Raw genomic sequence first — 22,471 nt, 5'->3', positions numbered from 1 at the left:
CCGTGCCCTCCGGGGCTTTGCGCACCAGCGTCTTGCGCACAGCGGTCGCGATGACGTCGCCGTGCTGGTTGCGTCCGGTGTGCGCGAAGGTGACGATGCCCTCGCCCGGCCGGCTCTTCGACTCCCGCTTGTCGGTGACCACGGTCTCGGCGTACAGGGTGTCGCCGTGGAACACCGGCTTGGGGAACGCGACTTCCGAGAACCCGAGGTTCGCCACGATGGTGCCCTGGGTCAGCTGCGCCACCGACAGCCCGATCAAGGTGGACAGGGTGAACATCGAGTTCACCAGCCGCTGGTTGAACGGGGGCAACTCGTCGCTGAACGCCGCGTCCAAGTGCAGTGCCTGCGTGTTCATGGTCAGCGTGGTGAACAGGACGTTGTCCGCCTCGGTGATGGTGCGGCCGGGCCGGTGCTCGTAGACCACCTCGGTGTCGAACTCCTCGAACCACAGGCCGCGCTGTACGACCGTCCGGCGGGTCACAGGCCCAGCTCCCGGCCGATCAGCATCAGCTGCACCTCCGTGGTCCCTTCGCCGATTTCCAGGATCTTGCTGTCGCGATAGTGCCGGGCGACGGCGTATTCGTTCATGAAGCCGTAGCCGCCGAAGATCTGTGTCGCGTCGCGGGCATTGTCCATGGCGGCCTCGCTGGCCACCAGTTTCGCGATGGACGCCTGCTTCTTGAACGGCTTGCCCGCCAGCATCAGCGCGGCCGCGTCGTAGTAGGCGGTGCGCGCGGCATGCGCCCGCGCCTCCATCCTGGCGATCTTGAAGGCGATCGCCTGGTTGCGCCCGATGACCTGGCCGAAAGCCTCGCGCTCCCGGGCGTAGCGCACGCTCTCCTCCACACAGCCCTGCGCGGCCCCGACCGCGAGCGCGGCGATGGCGATGCGTCCCTCGTCGAGGATGCGCAGGAAGTTCGCGTAGCCGCGCCCGCGCTCGCCGAGCAGGTTCTCCTCGGGCACCCGCACGTCGGTGAAGCTGAGGGGATGGGTGTCGGAGGCGTTCCAGCCGACCTTGTTGTACGCGGGCTCGGCGACGAAACCCGGCGTGTCGGTCGGCACCAGGATGGTCGAGATCTCCTTCTTGCCGCCGGTGTTCCCGGTCACGGCGGTCACCGTGACGAGCTTGGTGATGTCGGTGCCGGAGTTGGTGATGAACTGCTTGCTGCCGTTGATGATCCATTCGCCGCCGTCGGCGACCGCGGTGGTCCTGGTGCCGCCCGCGTCGCTGCCCGCGCCCGGCTCGGTGAGCCCGAACGCGGCGAGGTTGCGGCCGCTGGTCAGCTGCGGCAGCCATTCCTGCTTCTGCTTGTCGTTGCCGAAGCGGTAGATCGGCATCGCGCCCAGCGAGACACCGGCCTCCAGCGTGATCGCCACGCTCTGGTCGACCTTGCCCAGTTCCTCGAGCGCCAGGCACAGCGCGAAGTAGTCGCCGCCCATGCCGCCGTACTCCTCGGGGAACGGCAGGCCGAACAGGCCCATCTCGGCCATCCCCGCCACCACCTCGTAGGGGAAGGTGTGGTTGGCGTCGTGTTCGGCCGACACCGGAGCGACCACCGACCGCGCGAAGTCGCGCACGGTCAGCGCGAGGTCGCGGTACTCCTCCGGCAGCGTGCCGGTGGACAGGAAGTCGGTCATGCGGGGATTCCTTCTCGTTCGGCGTGATTCGTTTCGGCGTGCGCGACGACGCGCGCCAGCACCTGGTCCAGGCGCACCTGGGCGCCCGGCTCGACCAGTAGTTCGACGGTTCCGGCGACCGGCGCGGTGAGCGAGTGCTCCATCTTCATCGCCTCCACGATGACCACCGGATCGCCCGCGGCGACGGTGGCGCCCGAGGCGACCGGCGCCGCGATCACCGAACCCGGCATGGGGGAGCGGATCTCGGCGTCGCCCACGTGTTCGTCGCCGCCGCGCACGTTGACCTCGGCCACTTCGCGCAGCGCCGCGATGCCGGACGGTCCGGCCACCCACAGCAGGCCGTCTTGTTCGGCGACCCGGTAGGTGCGGCGCAAGCCGTCCAGGGTGAGCGTGAGCACGCCCGCGGACCGCTCGGAAGCGACGAAAGACGCACTGATCGAACGGTTTTCGCCCTCGTCGACCCGCACCGTCCCGTTTCCGGGGGTACCGGAGAGGTAGACGTGCTCGACCCGCTCGCCTGCGGCGAGCCGGAGGGGAGTGGGCGCGTCGGCCCCGATCCGCCAGCCGGACGGCACCTCCCAGGGATCGCGCGGCACAGCCGGCCAGCGGCGCAGCCAGTGCCAGGCCGCCGCGGCGACGAATTCGTCGTCGCCGACGGAAGCGGGCCGGAAGTCGGCGACCCGCCGGTCCAGCAGATCGGTGTCCAGGCGTCCTTCGGCCACGTCCGGGTCGTCCAGCAGGAAACGCAGGAATTCGATATTGCTGGTGACGCCGAGCAGGACCGTATCGGCCAGGGCGCGATCCAGATTCGCCAGCGCGGCCGTGCGGTCGGCGGCATGGGCGATGACCTTGGACAACATCGGGTCGTAGTCGCTGCCGACGCGCGTGCCGATCCGCAGGCCGGAATCGACCCGCACCCCTGGGCCCTCCGGCTCGTCGAGGTCGAGCACCGTGCCGCCGGTGGGCAGGAACCCGCGCGCGGGATCCTCGGCGTACACCCTGGCCTCGATCGCGTGCCCGACCATGCGGATGTCGTCCTGCGCCACCGCCAGTTTCTGCCCGGCCGCCACCCGGACCTGGCATTCCACCAGGTCGACGCCGGTGACCAGTTCGGTGACCGGATGTTCCACCTGCAGGCGAGTGTTCATCTCCATGAAGAAGAACTCGTCCGGCTGGTCGGCGGAGACGATGAATTCCACGGTGCCCGCGCCCACGTAGTCCACGCTGCGCGCGGTGTTGCAGGCGGCGGCGCCGATCCTGGCTCTGGTGGCCGCGTCCAGCAGCGGCGAGGGCGCCTCCTCGATCACCTTCTGGTGGCGGCGCTGCAGACTGCATTCGCGTTCGCCCAGGTGCAGCACATTGCCGAATTGGTCGGCGAGCACCTGCACCTCGATGTGCCGTGGCCGGGTGACGAAGCGTTCCAGGAACAGCGTGTCGTCACCGAACGCGGCCGCGGCCTCGCGCCGGGCGCTGCGCAGCGCCTCCGGCAGCCGGGCCGGATCGTCCACCCGGCGCATGCCCTTGCCTCCGCCGCCCGCGGACGGCTTGACCAGCACCGGATAGCCGACGTCGGCGGCGGCGGCGATCAGTTCGTCGTCGGTCAGGCCGGGGGTGGCGATGCCGGGCACCACCGGGACGCCGAACGCGGCCACGGTGTTCTTCGCGGTGATCTTGTCGCCCATCACCTCGATGGCGCGGGCAGGCGGGCCGAGGAAGACGATGCCCGCCTCAGCCAGCGCGGCGGCGAACGAGGCGTTCTCCGAAAGGAACCCGTAGCCGGGATGGACGGCTTGCGCGCCGGTGCGCACGGCGGCGGCCACCACCCGGTCGATGGCGAGATAGCTCTCCCTGGCCGGAGCCGGGCCCAGGCGCACTGCCGTGTCGGCTTCGTGGACGTGGCGGGCGTCGGCGTCGGCGTCGCTGTAGACGGCCACCGAGCGGACGCCGAGAGCGCGCAATGTGCGGATCACCCGCACCGCGATCTCGCCGCGGTTGGCGACGAGCACGGTGTCGAATCCGACGGGAACGGATCTGTTCAGCATCGTCATCACATCCGGAAAACGCCGTAGGAAACGGGTTCGAGCGGGGCTTGCGCGCACACCGAGAGAGCCAGTCCGAGCACGGTTCTGGTGTCGGCGGGGTCGATCACGCCGTCGTCCCACAGCCGGGCCGTCGAGTAGTACGGATTGCCCTGACTCTCGTACTGGTCCCGGATCGGGGCCTTGAACGCCTCTTCGTCCTCGGCCGACCAGGGCTGCCCGCTGCTGTCGAGCTGGTCGCCGCGCACCGTGGCCAGCACCGACGCCGCCTGCTCGCCACCCATCACGGAGATGCGGGCGTTCGGCCACATCCACAGGAACCGCGGCGAATACGCGCGCCCGCACATCGAGTAGTTGCCCGCGCCATAGGAGCCGCCGATGACGACGGTCAGCTTCGGCACGCGCGCGCAGGCCACCGCGGTGACCATCTTCGCGCCGTGCTTGGCGATGCCGCCCGCCTCGTAGTCGCGGCCGACCATGAAGCCGGTGATGTTCTGCAGGAACAGCAGCGGGATACTGCGCTTGTCGCACAGTTCGATGAAATGCGCGCCCTTCATGGCGGATTCGCTGAACAGCACGCCGTTGTTGGCGACGATGCCCACCGGATGTCCGTGGATGTGCGCGAACCCGGTGACCAAGGTCTTGCCGTATTCGGCCTTGAACTCGTGGAAGCCGCTCTCGCCCTCGACGGTCCCGTCGACCAGGCGGTGGATCACCTCGCGCACGTCGTAGGGGGTGCGCAGGTCGGTCGGCACCACGTCGTAGAGCTCGGATTCCGGCGCGGCGGGCGCGATGACCGGCCGCACGTCCCAGGGGACCGGCGTGCGCGGTCCGAGGGTGGCGACGATACGGCGCACGATGCGCAGCGCGTCCTGGTCGTCCTCGGCCAGGTGGTCGGTGACGCCGGAGGTGCGCGAATGCAATTCGCCGCCACCGAGTTCCTCGGCCGTGACCACCTCACCGGTCGCGGCCTTCACCAGCGGCGGGCCGCCGAGGAAGATGGTGCCCTGGTTGCGCACGATCACGGCCTCGTCGCTCATCGCGGGCACGTAGGCGCCACCGGCGGTGCACGAGCCGAGCACCGCGGCGATCTGCGGGATCCCCTTGGCGCTCATGGTGGCCTGGTTGTAGAAGATGCGCCCGAAATGCTCCCGGTCGGGAAAAACGTCGTCCTGGTGCGGCAGGTACGCGCCACCCGAGTCGACCAGGTACACACACGGCAGCTGGTTCTGCAACGCGATCTCCTGCGCGCGCAGATGCTTCTTCACCGTCATCGGGTAGTAGGTGCCGCCCTTGACCGTCGCGTCGTTGGCCACGATGACGCATTCGCGGCCGGACACCCGGCCGATCCCGGTGATGATTCCTGCGCCGGGGGACTCGTCGCCGTACATCCCGGTCGCGGCCAGCGGCGAGAGCTCGAGGAACGGGCTTCCCGGGTCCAGCAGCTGGTCCACCCGCTGCCTGGGCAGCAGCTTGCCGCGCGCGACGTGGCGGTCGCGCGCCTTCGCGGGCCCGCCCAGCGCCGCGGCGGCCAGCCGGGCACGCAGGTCGTCGACCAGCGCCGCGTGCGCGGCGCGGTTTCCGACGGCCTCTTCGGTAACGGTCATCACGCCATCCTGTCGTCCAGTTAGTCGACGATAACTGGAATTCAGGTTAGTCTTGATTAACCGAACTGTCCAGGTCGGCGGAAAGGAACGCGTGTGACCAGTGCCGAATCCGTCGCGCCCACTCGTCGCGAGCAACTGAAGGCGCAACGCAGGACGCAATTGCTGGAAGCCGGAGCGCGGTTGATCGCCGATCGCGGCTTCCTCGGCATGCGCTTGGACGACCTGGGCGCCGCCGTCGGGATCAGCGGCCCCGCGGTGTACCGGCATTTCCCGAACAAAGAAGCGCTGCTGGTCGAGCTGCTGGTGGGAGTGAGCCAGCGCCTGCTCGACGGCGGCAAGGAGGTGGTCGCGGGCACGAACTCCGCCGAACAGGCGCTCGCCGGGTTGGTCGATCATCACTTGGACTTCGCGCTCGGTGAACCGGAGTTGATCCGTATCCAGGACCGCGACCTGGACAACGTGCCGCCCGCCGCCCGCCGCGAGATCCGCCGCACCCAGCGTCAATACGTGGAGATCTGGGTGGGCGTGCTGCGCGAGCTGCATCCGGAGCTACCCGAGGAGACGGCGCGGGTGCAGGCCCACGCCGCCTTCGGCCTGATCAACTCCACCCCGCACAGCGCGAGCGACGCGACCGCGATCCGCGCCAGGCCGGTGCTGCGCAGGATGGCGCTGACCGCGCTGGGTTGAGCGCCCCCTCATCGAGCGCTCCACCCGCCGTCCATCGTGTAGGCCGCGCCGGTGACCATGCCCGCCTCCGGCGACGCGAGCCAGCTCACCAGCGCCGCTACTTCCTCCGGCTCCACGAGGCGCTTGATCGCGCTCTCGGTGAGCAGGATCTTCTCCACCACCTCCTGCTCGGGCACGCCGTGTGCCTTGGCCTGGTCGGCTATCTGCTTGTCCACCAGCGGTGTTCGCACATAGCCCGGGTTGACGCAGTTGCTCGTCACGCCGTGCGGGCCGCCCTCCAGGGCGGTGACCTTCGACAGCCCCTCCAGTCCGTGTTTGGCCGTCACGTAAGCGACCTTGTATTCGGAGGCGCGCAGGCCGTGCACGGAGGAGATGTTGACGATTCGTCCCCAGCCCTGCCGGTACATGTGCGGCAGCGCCGCGCGCACCAGCAGGAACGGCGCCTCGACCATCAGTGTGAGCAGGTCGCGGAAGCGCTGCGGCGCGAACTCCTGGATCGGGCTGACGTGCTGCACCCCGGCGTTGTTGACCAGGATGTCGACATCGAGGACCAGTTCCTCCAGCGCCGCGACGTCGAGCAGGTCCACCGCCCACACGTTGCCGCCCAATTCCCCGGCCACGGTCTTCGCGCCGGCATCGTCGACATCCGCGACGGTCACCGTGGCGCCGCGCGCCGCGAGCGCGCGGGCGCACGCCGCGCCGATGCCGCTCGCGCCGCCGGTGACCAGGGCGCTGCGCCCCGTCAGATCGCTCATCGCACGGTCACTTCGGCGCGCGCGCCGAGGGTGGCGGCGTCGGCGTGATCGATGCTTTCCAAGGTCAGCCCCTTCGTCTCTCGTGCGACGAGCACGGCGATCGCGCTCACCGCCGCGGCGCCGGCCAGGTACCAGGCGATCGGCACCGCGGAGTGGTAGGTGTTCAGCAGCCGGACGGCGATGATCGGCGCGAGCGAACCGGCCACGATCGAGGTCACCTGATAGCCCAGCGACACACCGGAGTAGCGCATCCGGGTGGGGAACATCTCGGCCATGATCGCGGGCTGCCCGGCGTACATGAAGGCATGGAAGATCAAGCCGATGACGATGGCGGACATGATGACCACGTTGTGCCCGCTGTCCATCATCGGGAAGGCGAAGAAGCCCCAGGTGCCCGCGGTGAGCGTGCCGATCAGGTAGACCGGCCGCCTGCCGAAGCGGTCGGACAGGCTGCCCACCAGCGGAATCGTCACGAAGTGCACCGCGTGCGCGGCGAGCAGCCACCACAGGATCACTTGGGTGTCGGCGTGCACCTGCGTCTTGAGATAGGTGATCGTGAACGTCACCACCAGGTAGTACATGACGTTCTCGCCGAAACGCAGCCCCATCGCGGTGAGCACGCCGCGCGGGTAGCGGCGCAGCACCTCGACCACGCTCAGGGAGGTCGCCTTGATCTGCTCGGCTTCCCGCTGCGCCGCGACGAAGATGGGCGCGTCGGTGATCTTGGTGCGGATGTAGTAGCCGATCAGCACCACCACCGCCGACAGCCAGAACGCGACCCGCCAGCCCCAGCCGAGGAACGCCTCGTCCGACAGCGTGGAGGTCAGCACCAGCAGCACCACCGTCGCCAGCAGGTTGCCCGCGGGCACGCCCGCTTGTGGCCAGCTCGCCCAGAATCCCCGGCTGCGACTCGGACTGTGCTCGGCGACCAGCAGCACCGCACCGCCCCATTCCCCGCCGACCGCGAAGCCCTGGATGAAACGCAGCGTCACCAGCAGCGCGGGCGCCCAGTAGCCGATCTGGCCGAAGGTGGGCAGGCAGCCCATCAGGAACGTCGCACTGCCCACCAGCACCAGGCTGAACTGCAGCAGTTTCTTGCGGCCGTACTTGTCACCGAAGTGCCCGAAGACCACGCCGCCGAGCGGGCGCGCAGCGAATCCGACCGCGTAGGTGATGAACGCGGCGAGGATGGCGTCCAGGTCGCTGGTGCCCTTGGCGAAGAACACCTTGCTGAACACCAGGGTGGCGGCGGTGCCGTAGAGGAAGAACTCGTACCACTCCACGACGGTGCCCGCCATCGATGCGGCCACCACGCGGCGCAGGCCGCTGGTCGTCCCGCCCGGATCCTCCGCCGCTGTCGTCGCGGCGCTGTGCTCCCTCATCGCACTTCTCCTTCGTGCCCGGGGCCACACTTCGCTCTCGATGTGATGGCCCCCACATTGCTTGGCTGCACCGAGTATTAGTGCAGACGATTTGCTCCGCAATGACCATTAATGCAGTGCCTCTCTGCAAAGATGCAGATATGCGCCCGGCCTCTCCCGGTCGTCCCAGCGCGGACGACCTTCTCGTGCTCTTGGCTGTCGGGCGCTCCGGCCGATTCGTGACCGCGGCCGATGAACTCGGCATCAACCACACCACCATCTCCCGGCGTATCGCCGCGCTGGAGCAGACCCTCGGCGGCCGGGTGCTCACCCGGGTGACCGGCGGCTGGGAACTGACCGATCTCGGCAGGGAGGCCCTGGCCGCGGCCGAAGCGGTGGAGTCGGCGGTGCAGTCACTGGCCGCGGACGCCGACGGCAACCGGGTGCTGGAGGGGGTGGTCCGGCTCTCGGCGACCGACGGCTTCAGTGCCTATATCGCCGCGCCCGCGGCGGCGGAGGTGCGGCGGCGGCATCCGAGGATCTCGGTGGAGATCGTGGCGATCACCCGGCGCGCCTCCCAGCAGCGTTCAGGACTCGATCTCGAGATCGTGGTCGGCGAGCCGCAGGTGCACCGCGCCACCGCCACCCACCTGGCCGACTACTGTCTCGGCCTCTACGGTTCCCGCGAATACCTGCACGAGCACGGCGCACCCGCGACGATCGACGACCTGTCCCGGTATCCGCTGGTCTACTTCATCGATTCCATGCTGCAGGTCGACGATCTCGACTTGGCTTCCAGCTTCGTGCCCGCCATGCGCGAATCGGTCACCTCCACCAATGTTTTCGTGCACGTGGAGGCCACGCGGGCCGCCGCGGGCCTGGGCCTGCTGCCCTGCTTCATGGCCGACCGCCATCCGGATCTCGTTCGCGTCCTGGCGGATTCGGTGACCGTGACCCTCGGCTACTGGCTCGTCGCCCGCACCGAGACCCTCCGCCGCCCGGAAGTGGCCGCCGTCGTCACGGCAATCCGCGCCGTGGTCGCCGACCAGCGCGACACCCTCCTCGGCCGCTCTCGTTGAGGCCGCCCGCGACCGCACCATAGCGAGACGACGATCCTCGCCGCCAGTGAAGTCGTCGGGCTTCGGTGCGACAGCCTGCTCGGCCGCTACGGTCACATCGACGCGAAATCGCTCGACGACCCCCGCACGACCGCCGACACCGTCACGGCGGTGGCTCCCGTGTCGAGTCCTTGTGGTGCGGTTGAACGACAGCTGAAGGCCTGCATCAGGGCCACGATGGTCGCATGCAATGGGCCGTAGTCGGAACAGTGGCCGGAGCCTTCTTGGGCGCTCTCGCCGCGATCGCTGGTCAACTGATAGCCGCCCGATCCGCCGAACGACGAGAAGCCCAAGTGCGTGCGGCTCAGCTGCGAGCGGAGAAGAAGGCTGCTATCGAGCAGTTTCTCGAGATCTACCAGGACATCGAACGAATCGTCGACAGCGATGAATCCGCCCGGCCCGGCGATCTCGGCCATCGTGTTTGGGTGCTGCACAACAAACTCGCGCTGATAGCCTCCGACCGCCTGCAGGGACCGCTGGCGGACGTGGCGGGCGAACTGCACCGTATCTATTGGCACGGGGTGCCCGACCAGCAGCACGCGTGGGAGTACCTTCGCGCGTATTGGCCTCCGTTTCGTGATGCAGCGCGGGAAGAGATCGGAACGGACTACTGAGGGGCAGCGGTCGATTGTGGCGGATGACCTGTTTCACGCCGTGCGGGTGAGGGTGTCGAAGCGGTGGCGGAAGTGTTCGGCGTTCTCGCCGCGGATGTGGGTGGCTGCGGTGCGGACGGGGTGTAGTTCGGCGAGTAGGCGTGGGGAGTTGACGGGGCCTTCGAGCAGGGTGAGGGCGGTGTGGGCTTCGGTGATGGCGGTTGTGGTGTCGCCGAGGCCGGTGAGGGCGGCGGCGTAGTAGACGCGGTACGACGCTTCGTCGCGCGGACGCTGGGTACCGCGGACGCCGATGGTCTCGCGGTAAATCGCGACCGCCCGGTCATGCTGTCCGAGATAGACACGGCCACGGGCCTCGATCGATCGGATTTCGGACGGCGTGACGTGATGCAACCAGACCGGCTCGTCGGCATCGTCGAGTCCTCGATCGACCTCGCGCCAGGCGCGGGTCATCGTTCGCTCGAAGTCCTGTCGTTCCCCGATCGCCGCGTGCGCCACGGCCTCCCGTGCGGAGCGAACCGCGTTCAGCCGGGCCGATGGGATCCGGCGAGCCAGATGGCTGGCGCGCTCGGCCAGGCGCACGGGCTCGCGGCTGGTCGGCCTGTCGGTCGTGAGAAAGGTCAGGCTGGCGAGCGCGTTGGCGAGCAACTCGTCGTTGTCGGCCTGCTCGGCCAGCGAAACCGCCTCGAAGTAGCACCGCCGCGCAACGTCGGATCGCCCAGCGTCCAGGCAGAGCCAACCGGCGCAGCGAGCCAGGCGGCTCGTCTCGGTCAGTAAGCGGAGGCCGGTGTGTCGTCCATAGACGCCGTGGTCGAGCAGGCGGCGTGCCACATCATATTGGCGGAGAGCGAGTTCGGCGATATCGCCGCCGCCGAAGTGGTTGTCGTGGTTCCACATCCGCTGAGTCAGCGTCTGGAAGTACTCGACATGTCCGGACCCGACCCGGGGCGGTGTAGCAGTCGCCGGTGCGCTGGCGGCCATCGTGGTGATCGTTGCTGCCAGGCCGAATTGTCTGCGGTCCATGTCGTCGGCTCCTTTACCCCCGACTTCGATGGTCCTCGGATCAACCTGCCCCAGCAAGATTGGAAGCAAAGCCGTGCGCGGCACTCCCAACGCGTCAGCGGCGCGCACGAGTTCGCGCACATCGAAGATGGTCCCCACTTCTCCCCGTTCCACCCGGCCCGCGTGGGTGCGGTCCCAGTGCAGGAGAGCGCCGAAATCCGCTTGGGACAGTCCCATCTCTCTGCGGACGAGGGCGAGGGCTTGACCAGGTTGTCCTTCGGCGAGCAGCTTGCGGAATCGCGGAGACTTCCAGATACCGCCGGCCATGTCCTCGGTCACTATTGCCCCCCGTTCTTGAACTGCGCTGTTGCATAGAAGCTTTATGAATGCCTGCACAGCGTGCACGGGCAATTGCAGATTTCGCGCATCGCGTCGCGTCTGCTTGACAGCGCGGTGTGTTCCCTCGTACTTCGATGCGCGGGATGCATGCAGTCCGGATGACCTCGAGTTGCGCGGCGCCCCGGATGCGAGCGGTGGCCGTCTTCCGGTGCAGGACGTCCGGATGACCTGTTTCACGCTGTGCGGGTGAGGGTGTCGAAGCGTTGGCGGAAGTGTTCGGCGTTCTCGCCGCGGATGTGGGTGGCTGCGGTGCGGACGGGGTGTAGTTCGGCGAGTAGGCGTGGGGAGTTGACGGGGCCTTCGAGCAGGGTGAGGGCGGTGTGGGCTTCGGTGATGGCGGTTGTGGTGTCGCCGAGGCCGGTGAGGGCGGCGGCGTAGTAGACGCGGTACGACGCTTCGTCGCGTGGGAAAGTTTCAGCACGGGAGATGCTTTTGCGGCACAGTTCGGCCGCTCGACCGTGGTGACCGAGCATTCCGAGCCCCCGCGCCTCGTGGGCGCGCAGTTCGGCCTCGTTGACGTGCTCCAACCAGGTCGGATCGTCCGGGTTGTCGAGACCGCGATCGGCTTCGCGCCAGACTCGCGCCATCGCGCGGTCGAACTCTCGCTCGTCGCCGACAGCCGCGTAGGCCGTCGCCTCCTCGGCGGCTTTCAAGGCATTCATGCGCGCCGACGGTATTCCTTTGACGAGCTCTGTCGAGCGTCGTGCGAGACGCACGGGCTCGGCGAACGAGGCGGGTGACGAAGCGGCGAGATTCGCCAAGTCTCCGAGGGCGGCGGCCAATAATGCACTGTCACCGCATTGTTCGGCAAGCAGAACCGATTCCGTGAGGTGCCGCCGGGCCGTGGCCGGGCGATTACTGTCGCGAGCCAGCCATGCGACGGTATTCGACAGCCATCCCGTGGCGCTCACCAAATCGGCGCCGATGCGGTGGCCATAGGACCTGGAGTCCAGAAGTCGTCGTGCGGCAGCATATTGCCGCGAGGCGTAATCGAAGACGCCACCGCCTCCGTGGAGATTGTCGTGCTCCCATAGCCGTTGCGTGAGCGCGCGGATGTAAGTGACATGTCCGGTGCCGACCCTGATCGGTTCAGCCGCCCTCGTCGGCGGTAGGGAGACGCCTGCCACTGCCGTTATCGTCGCTGCCCGGCCGAATTGTCTGCGGTCCACGTCATCGACTCCTTCGCCACCCCCGTCGTCGATGGTCCCCGTATCGGGTGTCGCGAGCAAGAGGGGAAGCAGCGCCGAGCGGGGGATGCCCAACGCGTCGGCGGCGCGCACGAGTTCGCGCACATCGAAGATGGTCCCCACTTCTCCCCGTTCCACCCGGCCCGCGTGGGTGCGGTCCCAGTGCAGGAGAGCGCCGAAATCCGCCTGGGATAAACCCATCTCCCGTCGGACGAGGGCGAGAGCTTGACCGGGTTGTCCTTGCGCGAGCAATTTCCGGAATTGCCGGGACTTCCATATACCGCCGGTCTCGTTGTCGATAGCTATCGCCCCCTGGCCCGAAATCAACTGTGTCGAGCGAACTTTAAGTACGACTGCGCAGGTGGTGGGAGACAACCGCAGATATCGCACACCCGGACGCGCGCTCTTGACAGCGTCGCGGTGGGCGCTCTGTTCCTCGAGGCTCTGGGGTGCGCGCGCCGCCGGGGTGATGTCGTGCCTGCACGGCACTCCGGACGCGGTGAGCCGCGAGCGGTGGCGAAAGCCCCCGGCGGCGGGCGCACCCATCGAACGAGAGGTGAACATGAAGCCGAAAGTGGTCGGATACCTGCGCCGTGACATCTCCGGGCGTCGCGCGCGCAGGCACGAACTGGAAATGCGGGCCCTGGCGAAGTCGTCGGGGTTGGATTTGGCGCGCACGCTGGTCGCCGGTCCGACCGCGCCCGCGTCGCTCGCGGCGCTGCTCACCGTGGTCGGCCGCGTCGGCGCGGTGGCGGTGATCACTCCAGCGCTCGACCATGTGGAATTCCGTGCGGACGAGATCATGGCGATGTGCGCGCTGATCACGCTCGAATCCCGGCACATCCCGCCGCATGGAATCGGCCGGCGTCCACCTCCCGCACAACGGGGATTCCCGGGTCGTTCGTGATCGGTCGGAAGAGTGCAGGCACTTTCGGTCACGCCTGGCGGGGAAGGGGACGGCCGTCGCGGGGAACCGGCGGCTTCGGGGGAGTGCAGGGTGTTCCCGCGCTGTCGAAGGACGCGGGCTCCGAGCTGTGACATCTCGTCAGGCTGAAAAGACCGTTCGGTAGTAAGTTGCCTTCACAGACGCCGACAGTCCGTTCAGGGAGCTCCGCTCCCTGTCGGATGTCGGACCGCTGCCGGGCGGTTCGTCGCAGTGAGAGGTGAGGTTTCATGGCCGGGTACACGCCGACTCTGGTCGCGATTCATGACGTCGGCTATTCGCCGTCACGCCGAGTGGCCGAATTCGGTCTGAATCCCGGCGGAGGGGTGACACTCACGGTGATCGATCCCGACGGATGCCTCATCGCCGAAAGGTTGTACACACGCGGCATCGAGGTTTTCGACCCGCCCGGACGGATAATGCCCGACGAGGGTCCGCCTTTCCTGCGCGCGTTGCTCCATTCGCGGGCGATGAGCTACTACCGCATTGTCGATGAAAGCCCGGACGAGCCGGAGCGCGGCATCCGTACGCCTTGGTCCGCGAATCCGGCATCGGGCCCGGATGGCGCGTCAGCGCCGCCCGTTCGGTGAGAGACGGCATCACTCCGCTACTTCGCAACATCACCCGGCGTCTGACCAGAACTCTCGATCTGGGGACCCGGTCCGCCGCGGGCACTTATCGGCGCACCAGCAGCACGCTGGACCTCGGCGCCCGTAGGTTCCGGGACGCGGACGAGCGGTCCTCGCATCTGTTGGAAGAAGCGCGCACCCGAGTGCAGCCGCATCCGGCGCAGGCGGCTCGGCAGCGCACGTGGGATTATCAGCCCAGTGCGGCCGAATCGGCCATGAGCGCGCGCCGGCTGACCACCGATGTCGAGTTCGAGGGCGACATGAGAGCAGCCGTGGCCAAGAGTTCCACCACGGTGCGGAAGATGCGTTCCGATGATGGGGAATTGAATATCTACAAACCTATCCACGGTGAGCAGTACGACGCGGGGCTGCCCTTCGTGCACGCTCCCGGCGCGCTGACGAGCCGCGAGATCGCGGCCTATCGTGTCGATGAGCTACTCGGCTTCGGCAGGGTGCCTCCGACGGCTCGGACGGACGGTGTCGTCGGACCGGACGGGCGAGCGTCCGGGCCCGGCATGATCCAGCAGTTCGTCGAGTCCCAGCCCGCGAGGGCGGTGGGGGACTACCCGATAGTGCAGCAGCAACAGGTCGCGGTACTCGACTACATCATCGGCTCGATGGATCGGCACCCCGGCAACTTCCGGACCGTGGAACGCGACGGACAGCTCGAAGTAGTCGCGATCGACCACGGTCGATCGTTCCCGCTGTCGACTCGACCGCTGGAGATAAACATCGACTCCGATTTCGCCATGGCACAAAAGGGTCAGCGCCTCGAGGACGAGGTGTTCCGCGCGGTCGCGGGCGTCGATATGGACCGCTTCCGCGCGGCGCTCGGCGACGCCGGACTGCACGACAACGCGATCAACGGCGCGGTGGCGCGGCTGGAGAAGATACGGGAACTGGGCATGATCCCGGCCGACGCCAGGGTTCTGCCACCCTGATCCGCTGGTCACCCGGCCTGTGGGTGCGGGCGCCGTTCGATCGTATTCCCCGCCCGTGCCCACACTTCCTGCGCATCGAAAGCCGGGGCCTGCCACGAGTCGGTCGCGAGACCGACTCTGCCGCGCCACTTCCGCATGATGTCGGCGTGCACCGGCCAGCGCACGAACCGCCGCATGTCCTGCTCGGTTTCCCACACCGAGATCGAACCACCGCGCGCCTCCGACGGCCTGGCCCACAACCACAGGCCGACCGCGCCGTGCATCACCGGCCAGTTCCGGCCCAACCGCATTCCTGTCTTGTAGATCTCCTGGACGTCCTCTTCGGAGGCGGCGAGGAAGTCGGTAACGCTGACGAACACCCTCCCTTGGGTGTCGTGTCGCGGCCCGGCTTGCCAGGGCATCAGCACGGTCCCGTCCGAAAACGGCTGGTGGTCCGATCCTTTGCGCTGGTCGTCGGATCGGCGATCACTGTTATTAGTAAGCATGAGCAGATGATATGCACACGTAGATAAATATGCCAACTCGGCGTGCGTCGACGGGTGGGAGGTCTCGGCCGCTCACCGCTCGACCGATCTGCCATCCGGGTTCCGTGTCACTGCGGGCCAACTTGGAGCGAACTCTGGTCGTCGGCCGATGCTGGGATTTAGAGTTAACGGCTATGAGTGGTAGGCATAGGAAAGATCGGGGGCGGAGCAGCATCGACTCCGTAGCGGTCGCCCGTGTCACCGCCGCGGCGCGGCGTGATCCGGAAAGCTCGACCGCCCGCGAAGGATTCGCTGCTCGTGCGCTGGCCGCGCAGCCGGAGGTGCCGGGTTGGATCGTGTGGCTGTATGAGCATGCGGGAGAACGGCTGGCGCGGTTGGAGTATCAGGTGCATTACCCGCTGGACTACGGCGGTCCGGGCGCTCGAACGAGCGAGGAGTGGCTGATCACCCAACGCGCCTATCTCGCCGAGCGGTCGGCTCGCGCGGTCGAGCGCGCCCGCCGCTTCCACGGCGACCGTCCCGGCGTCGTATACGCCCATGGCCCGGAACTGCCCGACGACGAGGAGTTCTACGACGCCCTCGAGTCGGGCAGGGAATGGACCGGACATTGGTATTCCCGCGACTCGGTCGAAGCGTGGGACTGTCCGGGAGTGCCGGCCTGACCGTAGCGGTGCAGGCCGAGCCCACATAAGCCCCTTCTGGGGCCCCGGGGGGTGGAGGGCGCCCACCCCCCGGGTGGGTGGGCGCCCGCAGGGGGTGGGCACCGTGCACCCAACTATGGACCGTAGCGGCTCACGGGCCGGCAACGCGGTCATTCGGCTGCGGCGTCAAGCGTGGCACGACGTTGTCCCCCATTCGCCCCTCATCCGAACGCCACCCGCCAGCGGTAGCGACCCTTCCGTCGGGGGATCTGCCTCGGTTCGGCAATCCGGGTTCCGGCGTGACGGAGCCACGGCACCTCGACGATCACCTCAGCGGAGCAGGCGCGCCGATTTCCGAAGCGGCTGCAGGGGGTCGAGGCCGAGCGGTGGGCGCTCGGCCGGGACGGTCTCCGTAGTGAGGCGTCCGTCGACCATGCGGTAGACGGCGGTCATTCGATGCAGGTGGGAGCGGTCGTGGGTGACCAGGAGGGTGGCGGCCGCGTGGTCGTGGGCGACCGACAGGATGAGGTCGATCACCGCGGCTCCGCGCTCGGAATCCAATGCGCTGGTGGGTTCATCGATCACCAGGAGGGAGGGAGCGTGCATCAGGGCGCGGGCGATGTTCACTCGTTGCCGTTGCCCGCCGGACAGTTGCGCGGGGCGTCGGTCCCGTTGATCGGCGAGTCCGACCGAGTCCAGCAGGGCCAGTGCCCGGCCGCGCGTCGTGCGGCGGTGCCGGGGTGAGGTGACGATTCGTTGCCCGAGATGCGCCATCGCCTCGAGTTGTTCGACGGCGGTGAGTGCCGGGATCAGATTCGGTTGCTGGAAGACGATGCCGATGGATGAGCGGCGCAGCGCTGCGGCTTCGCGACGGCTCACGGTGGTGAGATCGACCGATCCCCGCGATGTTTCGAGACCGATGTGCCCGGAGTCGGGGCGGATCAGGGTGGCGGTCACGGCCAACAGGCTGGACTTGCCGGAACCGGACGGGCCGGTGATGGCGGCGATCTCGCCGCCGGAGACCCGCAGGTTCACTCGGTCCAGCGCGGTGCGGCGGCCCGTGCCGTCGGGGTAGGTGAGCGTTACGTCCGTGAGGGTGAGCGTCATCTGGGGACTCCGATGCTGTGGACGAGCCGCGGCGCATGAAGGTGCTTCCCCGGCACTTGATCCGTGTGCGGTACTTCAGCGGCCCGCGCCTAGTGCGGTGAGTGGGTCGGCGGTGAACAGGAAGCGCAGGGCGAACGCCGCGCCGAGCAAGCCCAGCAAGATCAGTGCGGCCGAGGGGAGCAGCGTCGTGGCCGGGGTCAGCACGAACGGGACCGCGTCGCCGAGCAGTGCCGCGGCGGCGACGGTGATCCCCAGGCCCGTCGCGATACCGACGGCGAGCACGGTCGCGGCCTGGACGAGCGCATCGCGGACGAGTGATCCCGAGGTCGCCCCCAACGCCTTGAGCGTGGCGATATCGGGCATCCGCTGGATCGTCCATACGGTGAAGAAGGAGCCGATCACCAGCGCGGAGATGACGAACAGCAGGACGGTAAGCAGGGTGAGCGAGCCGTTTTCGGCCTGGTAGGAGGCGATCGCCGACCGGGCCCCGGACAAGTCGGTGGTCCGGGTGTGGGCGGTGGCGTTCACCGCGTTCCGATCGGCCGCCCCCGACACCGCCAGCACGGTGGCCGCGCCGGAACGAGGGTTCAGCGCCTGCCAATCGGCGAGCGTCGTCCAGACCACAGGCGTGTGGCTGTACCAGTCGTCGCCGCGCACGGCCGCCACGGTGAAGTAGCGTCCGCCGACCGCGACCGAATCACCGGGCGCCGCAGCGAGATCGGCGGCCGCGCCGGTGCTGAGCATCACTGTGCCCGCTTCGGTCGCCCAACGGTTGCCGGAGTCCTTGCCGGACGGCGCGACCTGCGTGGGGGCGCCCGTGCCGAACAGAGCGATCTGCGCGGGCGCGCTGCCGTCATGGATGGCCTCGCCGCGGGCTATGCCGATCGGCGTCACCTCGCTCGCGGCGGCCCGCCAAGTCGCGATCTGGTCCTCGGTCAGCGCGGATCCGTCGAACGAGGGGTCGCCCCCCGTGTCGGCGAAGACCACGGTGCCGCCGGGCAGTGACCGCACGGCCGAGACGTTCTGGTGGGCGAGTCCGGCGGTGAGCCCGCTGAGGAAGCTCACCAGCACCGCCACCAGCGTGACAACGAGTGTGATCAGCGAGAACCGGCCGCGGGCGGCGCGGAGGTCTCGGAGTGCGACGAACATGTCTCCACCCTCGCGTCGCACCGGGCCGATCCCATCGCCCGGGGGAAGGAACCAGGCGTGAGCGAAAGTCGGCGATGATTTTCCACCTTTCGATGGATGCCCTGGTAATAGCCGTACATAAGCTGGCACGGTGCACTCGTCCCCGCTGACCCCGGTTTTCACCACGTTGCGGCTCGGCCTGCACGTGCTGGCAACCGGCTTGGCGGTGGTCGTCGCCGGGCGCGCGATGCTGCCCGGCGCCGCGCATCCGGCCGCGACCGTCGTGTGCACCGTGGCCTTTCTCGCGACCTATTTCGCGGGTGCGGCGGTCGCCGGAAGACGGCACGCCATCCCGGTGTGGCTCGGTGCGCTGACGACGCTGTGGCTCGGACTGGTCGTGCTCGCGCCGGACGCGGGCTACCTCGCGTTCGGGCTGTTCTTCCTGTACTTGCACCTGCTGCCGCGCCCATGGAATCTCTGCGCCGTCGCGGCCGCGACCGCCGTGGCGGTAGTCGGCTTCGGCCTGCACCGGGGCTGGTCGGTGGCCGGCGTCGTCGGGCCGGTCATCGGAGCCGCCGTGGCGGTCGGCATCGGGCTCGGCTATCAGGCGTTGTTCCGCGAGGCGACCGAGCGGCAGCGGCTGATCGACGAATTGCTCAGCACCAGAGCATCTTTGGCGGACCGGGAACGTACGGCGGGCAAGCTCGCCGAGCGGGAGCGGCTGGCCGCCGAGATCCACGACACGGTGGCGCAAGGGTTGAGTTCCATCCAGCTGCTGCTGCACGCCGTCGAGCAGGAAGCGCCGCGGCACCCTGCGTTGCAACGAGTCCGGCTGGCCAGGGAGACGGCCGCGGAGAACCTCGCCGAGACACGAAGGCTCATCGCCGAGCTGGCTCCCGCCGCGCTGGAGGGGCAGTCGCTGGCCGAAGCGCTGGAGCGGATCACGCTGCGTGCCGCAGCGCCCGGGCTGGACACCCGGTTCGCGGTCGAGGGCCCGGCGCAGCGACTTCCCATGCCGATCGAGGCCGCGCTGGTCCGGATCGCGCAAGGCGCGGTCTCGAACGTCATCCGGCACGCCGGTGCGGACCGGCTGCGGGTGACGCTCACCTATGCGGACGACGCGATCCATCTCGACGTGGTCGACGATGGGGCGGGCATCGACCCCGAACTGCTCGCGCGAAGCCCGTCGAGATCGTTCGGGCTGGCCGCCATGCGGTCGCGGGTCCACGAGCAGGGCGGCGTCATGGCGGTCGAGTCCGAGCCAGGGCACACGGCGGTCACCGTGTCCTTTCCGCTCGATACGGGCTCGCCGGATCGCGCCGAACTCGCGGCGGGCGAACACGGCGCGGCGCCGAGTTCCGCGCCGCTGGGCACGGCACACCCGCTGCGCACGCAACGAGCCGCGGAATCAGCTGGTTCGGATCCGGGCGTGCCGGGATCCGAGCCAGGCGGGCCCGAGCAGGACGGAACGGGCGTGCCTGGCACGCAGCCGCGCGACCTGGGCCCGGAGGGCGGTACGTGATCCGCCTGCTGCTCGCCGACGACCACGCGATCGTCCGCGCCGGATTGCGCGCGCTGCTGGACGTCGCCGCCGACGTCACCGTCGTGGGCGAGGCGGCCACGGCGGAGGCGGCCGTCGCGTTCTGCGCGACCACTCCGGTCGATCTCGTGTTGATGGACCTGAGTTTCGGGTCCGGACGGTCGGGTGTCGAGGCGACCGCGCGGCTGCGCGCACTGGCGACGCCGCCGAACGTTCTCGTAGTCACCAACTACGACACCGACGCCGACATCCTCGCCGCCGTCGAGGCGGGCGCCTGCGGCTACATCCTCAAGGACACACCGCCCGCCGAATTGCTCTCCGCGGTCCGGTCGGCCGCGGCGGGCGACAGTGTGCTCTCGCCCGCGGTGGCGTCCAAGCTGATGACCAGGGTGCGCCGCGCCGACACGACGCTGAGCCGACGCGAGATCGAGGTGTTGCGGCTGGTCTCCGAGGGCCGGTCCAACCGCGAGATCGCCAAACAGCTGTTCCTCAGCGAGACCACCGTCAAGTCCCACCTGGTGCATATTTACGGAAAGCTCGGCGTGCGTTCGCGCACCTCAGCGGTGGCGCGCGCCCGCGAGCACGGCGTCCTGTGACCCGCGGGCTCGTCGCCTCCGGCCTGGAAATCGGCGATTCGTCGCGTGCTCCGTGGTGGGCCGCGACCTAGGGTGGGCGGATGGCCTCTCTCTCCGATCCCGAAGTGCGCGAGTTCCTCACCCACGGCACCCGTACCGGCAAGGTGGCGTTCGTGACCGCCGACGGCACGCCGATGGTGACGCCGGTGTGGTTCGTCGTCGAGGGGGACGAGCTGGTCTTCAACACCGGCAAGTCCACCGTGAAGGGCAAGGCGTTCGCCAGGGACGGGCGCATCGCGGTGTGCGTCGACCTGGAGGAGCCGCCGTACGCGTCGGTCCAGCTGCGGGGCACGGTCACCCTGTCCGAGGACCCGGATGAACTGCTGCGCACCGCCACCGAGATCGGCGGCCGCTACATGGGCGCCGAGCGCGCCGAGGAATTCGGCAAACGCAACGGCGTCCCCGGCGAACTCGTCGTCCGCCTGCGCCCCGACAAGGTGATCGCACACTTCGACGCCACCGCCTGAGTGGTGAGTCCGGCCCGACGCCCCGCACCCGGCCCGGTCCACGCCACCTACGGCCGTCCGGCGCATCGAAGCCGCCCGAACCTTCCGGAGCCGTCGACGCCGGTGCCACGGTTCGCAGCCATGAGGCGAGGCCCGGCGGCCCTGCCCGGCGGCGACAGGAACGGCTGCGAGTGACAACCGTGCGCGCCGATGAGCCCGCACCAGCAGGCGATGCCGAATCCCTCAGGGCGCATCCTTGCCGCGGGGGCTAACCCGGCGCGACTGCCGAAGCCGCCCGCCGCTCTGGTCGGCGTCGTCGAGCCGAGTGGCGGGTGAAGCTGTTCCGGTCGCCTCGGCGAGCCCACCCCGCAGGGCGCTCCGGCGCTCGGGTGGTCCACGGCGGTCAATACACTCGCGCGCATGACCGTGCACTTCATCGGGGCCGGGCCGGGCGCGGCCGATCTGCTGACGGTGCGCGCGGTCGAGTTGCTGCGCGCGTCGCCGGTGTGCCTGTACGCGGGGACGTATCTGGACCCCGGCGTGCTGGCGTACTGCGCGCCGGAGGCCGAACTGGTCGACACCCAGCACCTGGACCTCGACCAGATCACCGAGCGTCTGGTGCGCGCTACCTCGGAGGGCAAGGACGTGGCCCGCCTCTGCTCGGGCGACCCGTCGCTGTATTCGGCGCTGACCGAGCAGACCCGCAGGCTGGACGCGCACGCGGTGGCGTGGGATGTCACACCCGGCGTGCCCGCTTACGCCGCCGCGGCGGCGGTGCTCGGCGCGGAGCTGACGGTGCCGGAGCTGGTGCAGTCGGTCGTGCTGACGCGCACGCAGGCCCGCTCCACCGCGATGCCCGAATCCGAAGCGCTGGCGAACTTCGCCGCCACCGGCGCGACGCTCGCGCTGCACCTGGCCATCAGCCGCACACGCGCCTTGGCCGCCGAACTGGCGGCCGACTACGGGCCGGACTGCCCGATCGCCGTCGTCTATCGGGCCAGCCAGCCCGGGCAGCTGGTCCTGCGCGGCACCCTGGCCGACATCGCCGACCAGGTCGAGGCCGCCGGACTGCGGCAGGCCGCGGTGATCTTGGTGGGCCGCGCGCTCACACCGGAGGTGTCGTGCGCGCAATCCCATCTCTACGACCCGGCGCGCATGCGCGGGTCCTGACGACGGGTGCCGCAGGCGGCTGCCTTCCCCGGCGCGAAAGTGCCGGTATGGGGCCACGGTGACTCATGTGAGAACCGCAACATCCTCCTGGCAAACCTTTTGCGGCATGCCTGCCAGCGGTAATGCTCATCGGCTATAACCGTTGGTTGGTTGGCTGCCGGAGGCGACGGTAGATTGATCCGGTGATTCGCAATGAAGGTCCCGGCGGAGCCGGTCGGTGGGTTCTGGGCACGGTCGAGCTCATGTAACAAGCCCGGCACGTTGGACAGATAGTTCAATTGAACATTTTTTGCCTGATTTGATGTGAGAACTCAACCCGGAGACGCAGGCGCCACGCTCGGACAGGTGCGCGCCCCCTCTGGGTGTGGTCGGGGAGCGCTTGCGTGGTGTTCCGGAAGCGAG

The 22,471-nt window shown here is 68.8% G+C and carries 22 protein-coding genes and 1 pseudogene; 11 read left to right on the top strand and 12 right to left on the bottom strand.

Going from position 1 to position 22,471, the window contains the following annotated elements:
• The 4 genes from NNI01S_RS27555 to NNI01S_RS27540 form a co-directional block, all read right to left on the bottom strand.
• The coding region (locus tag NNI01S_RS27555; protein WP_063023421.1) for a MaoC family dehydratase at positions 1-481 on the bottom strand (481 nt) is incomplete at its 3' end.
• Positions 478-1,638, bottom strand: a complete 1,161-nt coding sequence (locus tag NNI01S_RS27550; protein ID WP_063023418.1) for an acyl-CoA dehydrogenase family protein — start codon at positions 1,636-1,638, stop codon at positions 478-480. The genes NNI01S_RS27550 and NNI01S_RS27555, both read right to left, overlap by 4 nt.
• Positions 1,635-3,680, bottom strand: a complete 2,046-nt coding sequence (locus tag NNI01S_RS27545) for an acetyl/propionyl/methylcrotonyl-CoA carboxylase subunit alpha (RefSeq protein WP_063023422.1) — start codon at positions 3,678-3,680, stop codon at positions 1,635-1,637. The genes NNI01S_RS27550 and NNI01S_RS27545 overlap by 4 nt, the downstream gene beginning before the upstream one ends.
• Positions 3,681-3,685: 5 nt before the next feature.
• On the bottom strand, positions 3,686-5,284 hold the full coding sequence (locus NNI01S_RS27540) for a carboxyl transferase domain-containing protein (protein ID WP_063023416.1): 1,599 nt from the start codon (positions 5,282-5,284) through the stop codon (positions 3,686-3,688).
• 93 nt (positions 5,285-5,377) lie between these two features.
• Here NNI01S_RS27540 and NNI01S_RS27535 point away from each other — a divergent pair, with 93 nt between their 5' ends.
• Entirely contained in the window at positions 5,378-5,971 is a 594-nt protein-coding gene (locus NNI01S_RS27535) for an SACE_7040 family transcriptional regulator (protein WP_063023413.1), read from the top strand.
• Between the two features lie 8 nt (positions 5,972-5,979).
• Here NNI01S_RS27535 and NNI01S_RS27530 read toward each other — a convergent pair whose 3' ends face one another.
• Positions 5,980-6,726, bottom strand: a complete 747-nt coding sequence (locus NNI01S_RS27530) for a 3-hydroxybutyrate dehydrogenase (protein WP_063023411.1) — start codon at positions 6,724-6,726, stop codon at positions 5,980-5,982.
• Positions 6,723-8,108 (bottom strand): MFS transporter, encoded by a 1,386-nt coding sequence (locus NNI01S_RS27525; RefSeq protein ID WP_063023409.1) that lies wholly within the window; start codon positions 8,106-8,108, stop codon positions 6,723-6,725. Before NNI01S_RS27525 ends, NNI01S_RS27530 begins: the two co-directional genes overlap by 4 nt.
• A 101-nt stretch (positions 8,109-8,209) precedes the next feature.
• Here NNI01S_RS27525 and NNI01S_RS27520 point away from each other — a divergent pair, with 101 nt between their 5' ends.
• Entirely contained in the window at positions 8,210-9,166 is a 957-nt protein-coding gene (locus NNI01S_RS27520; protein WP_063023407.1) for a LysR family transcriptional regulator, read from the top strand.
• A gap of 92 nt (positions 9,167-9,258) precedes the next feature.
• Here NNI01S_RS27520 and NNI01S_RS27515 read toward each other — a convergent pair whose 3' ends face one another.
• Positions 9,259-9,621: a hypothetical protein gene (locus NNI01S_RS27515; protein ID WP_157115003.1), complete on the bottom strand. Its 363-nt coding sequence runs from the start codon at positions 9,619-9,621 to the stop codon at positions 9,259-9,261.
• 9 nt (positions 9,622-9,630) lie between these two features.
• On the opposite strand from NNI01S_RS27515, the gene NNI01S_RS34815 reads away from it, so the two are divergent.
• Positions 9,631-9,819: a hypothetical protein gene (locus tag NNI01S_RS34815; RefSeq protein WP_157115002.1), complete on the top strand. Its 189-nt coding sequence runs from the start codon at positions 9,631-9,633 to the stop codon at positions 9,817-9,819.
• A gap of 33 nt (positions 9,820-9,852) precedes the next feature.
• Here the strand turns inward: NNI01S_RS34815 and NNI01S_RS27505 are convergent, their stop codons facing one another.
• Both NNI01S_RS27505 and NNI01S_RS34810 read right to left on the bottom strand, forming a co-directional pair.
• A complete protein-coding gene (locus NNI01S_RS27505) occupies positions 9,853-11,157 on the bottom strand; it encodes a helix-turn-helix domain-containing protein (protein ID WP_157115001.1) in 1,305 nt (434 codons plus the stop codon).
• Between the two features lie 233 nt (positions 11,158-11,390).
• Positions 11,391-12,968: a helix-turn-helix domain-containing protein gene (locus NNI01S_RS34810; RefSeq protein WP_169813026.1), complete on the bottom strand. Its 1,578-nt coding sequence runs from the start codon at positions 12,966-12,968 to the stop codon at positions 11,391-11,393.
• Between NNI01S_RS34810 and NNI01S_RS35480 the strand changes: the two genes are divergently transcribed.
• From NNI01S_RS35480 to NNI01S_RS27485, 3 genes are all read left to right on the top strand, one after another.
• Complete coding sequence (locus tag NNI01S_RS35480) at positions 12,967-13,311, top strand: hypothetical protein (protein WP_063023397.1); 345 nt, start codon at positions 12,967-12,969, stop codon at positions 13,309-13,311. The two genes, NNI01S_RS34810 and NNI01S_RS35480, sit on opposite strands and share 2 nt — an antisense overlap.
• 266 nt (positions 13,312-13,577) lie before the next feature.
• Positions 13,578-13,937, top strand: a complete 360-nt coding sequence (locus NNI01S_RS27490; protein ID WP_063023395.1) for a hypothetical protein — start codon at positions 13,578-13,580, stop codon at positions 13,935-13,937.
• Positions 13,934-14,917, top strand: a complete 984-nt coding sequence (locus NNI01S_RS27485; RefSeq protein WP_157114999.1) for a protein kinase family protein — start codon at positions 13,934-13,936, stop codon at positions 14,915-14,917. The genes NNI01S_RS27490 and NNI01S_RS27485 overlap by 4 nt, the downstream gene beginning before the upstream one ends.
• Before the next feature lie 8 nt (positions 14,918-14,925).
• On the opposite strand, the gene NNI01S_RS27480 is transcribed toward NNI01S_RS27485, so the two are convergent.
• Entirely contained in the window at positions 14,926-15,402 is a 477-nt protein-coding gene (locus NNI01S_RS27480; protein WP_157114998.1) for a hypothetical protein, read from the bottom strand.
• 173 nt (positions 15,403-15,575) lie between these two features.
• Between NNI01S_RS27480 and NNI01S_RS27475 the strand changes: the two genes are divergently transcribed.
• Positions 15,576-16,064 (top strand): hypothetical protein, encoded by a 489-nt coding sequence (locus NNI01S_RS27475; RefSeq protein ID WP_063023390.1) that lies wholly within the window; start codon positions 15,576-15,578, stop codon positions 16,062-16,064.
• A 309-nt stretch (positions 16,065-16,373) separates the two neighbouring features.
• Here the strand turns inward: NNI01S_RS27475 and NNI01S_RS27470 are convergent, their stop codons facing one another.
• Both NNI01S_RS27470 and NNI01S_RS27465 read right to left on the bottom strand, forming a co-directional pair.
• Positions 16,374-17,150: an ABC transporter ATP-binding protein gene (locus tag NNI01S_RS27470; RefSeq protein WP_084489354.1), complete on the bottom strand. Its 777-nt coding sequence runs from the start codon at positions 17,148-17,150 to the stop codon at positions 16,374-16,376.
• Positions 17,151-17,225: 75 nt separating this feature from the next.
• Entirely contained in the window at positions 17,226-18,299 is a 1,074-nt protein-coding gene (locus NNI01S_RS27465; RefSeq protein ID WP_063023388.1) for an FtsX-like permease family protein, read from the bottom strand.
• A gap of 130 nt (positions 18,300-18,429) precedes the next feature.
• On the opposite strand from NNI01S_RS27465, the pseudogene NNI01S_RS27460 reads away from it, so the two are divergent.
• From NNI01S_RS27460 to cobM, 4 genes and pseudogenes are all read left to right on the top strand, one after another.
• Positions 18,430-19,587: pseudogene (locus NNI01S_RS27460) on the top strand (sensor histidine kinase); the annotation flags it as partial.
• A gap of 209 nt (positions 19,588-19,796) precedes the next feature.
• Positions 19,797-20,414: a response regulator gene (locus tag NNI01S_RS27455; RefSeq protein WP_063023386.1), complete on the top strand. Its 618-nt coding sequence runs from the start codon at positions 19,797-19,799 to the stop codon at positions 20,412-20,414.
• An 80-nt stretch (positions 20,415-20,494) separates the two neighbouring features.
• Positions 20,495-20,920: a PPOX class F420-dependent oxidoreductase gene (locus NNI01S_RS27450; protein WP_063023384.1), complete on the top strand. Its 426-nt coding sequence runs from the start codon at positions 20,495-20,497 to the stop codon at positions 20,918-20,920.
• A gap of 399 nt (positions 20,921-21,319) precedes the next feature.
• Positions 21,320-22,069 carry a precorrin-4 C(11)-methyltransferase gene (gene cobM, locus NNI01S_RS27445; RefSeq protein WP_063023382.1) on the top strand — a complete coding sequence of 250 codons (750 nt, stop codon included), beginning with the start codon at positions 21,320-21,322 and terminating at the stop codon, positions 22,067-22,069.
• Positions 22,070-22,471 lie beyond the last annotated feature (402 nt).

The sequence above is a fragment of the Nocardia niwae NBRC 108934 = DSM 45340 genome, assembly GCF_001613465.1.
GTDB lineage: Bacteria > Actinomycetota > Actinomycetes > Mycobacteriales > Mycobacteriaceae > Nocardia > Nocardia niwae.
The sequence above is the reverse complement of the archived record's forward strand: the minus strand, read 5'-3'. Positions and strand labels throughout refer to the sequence as shown.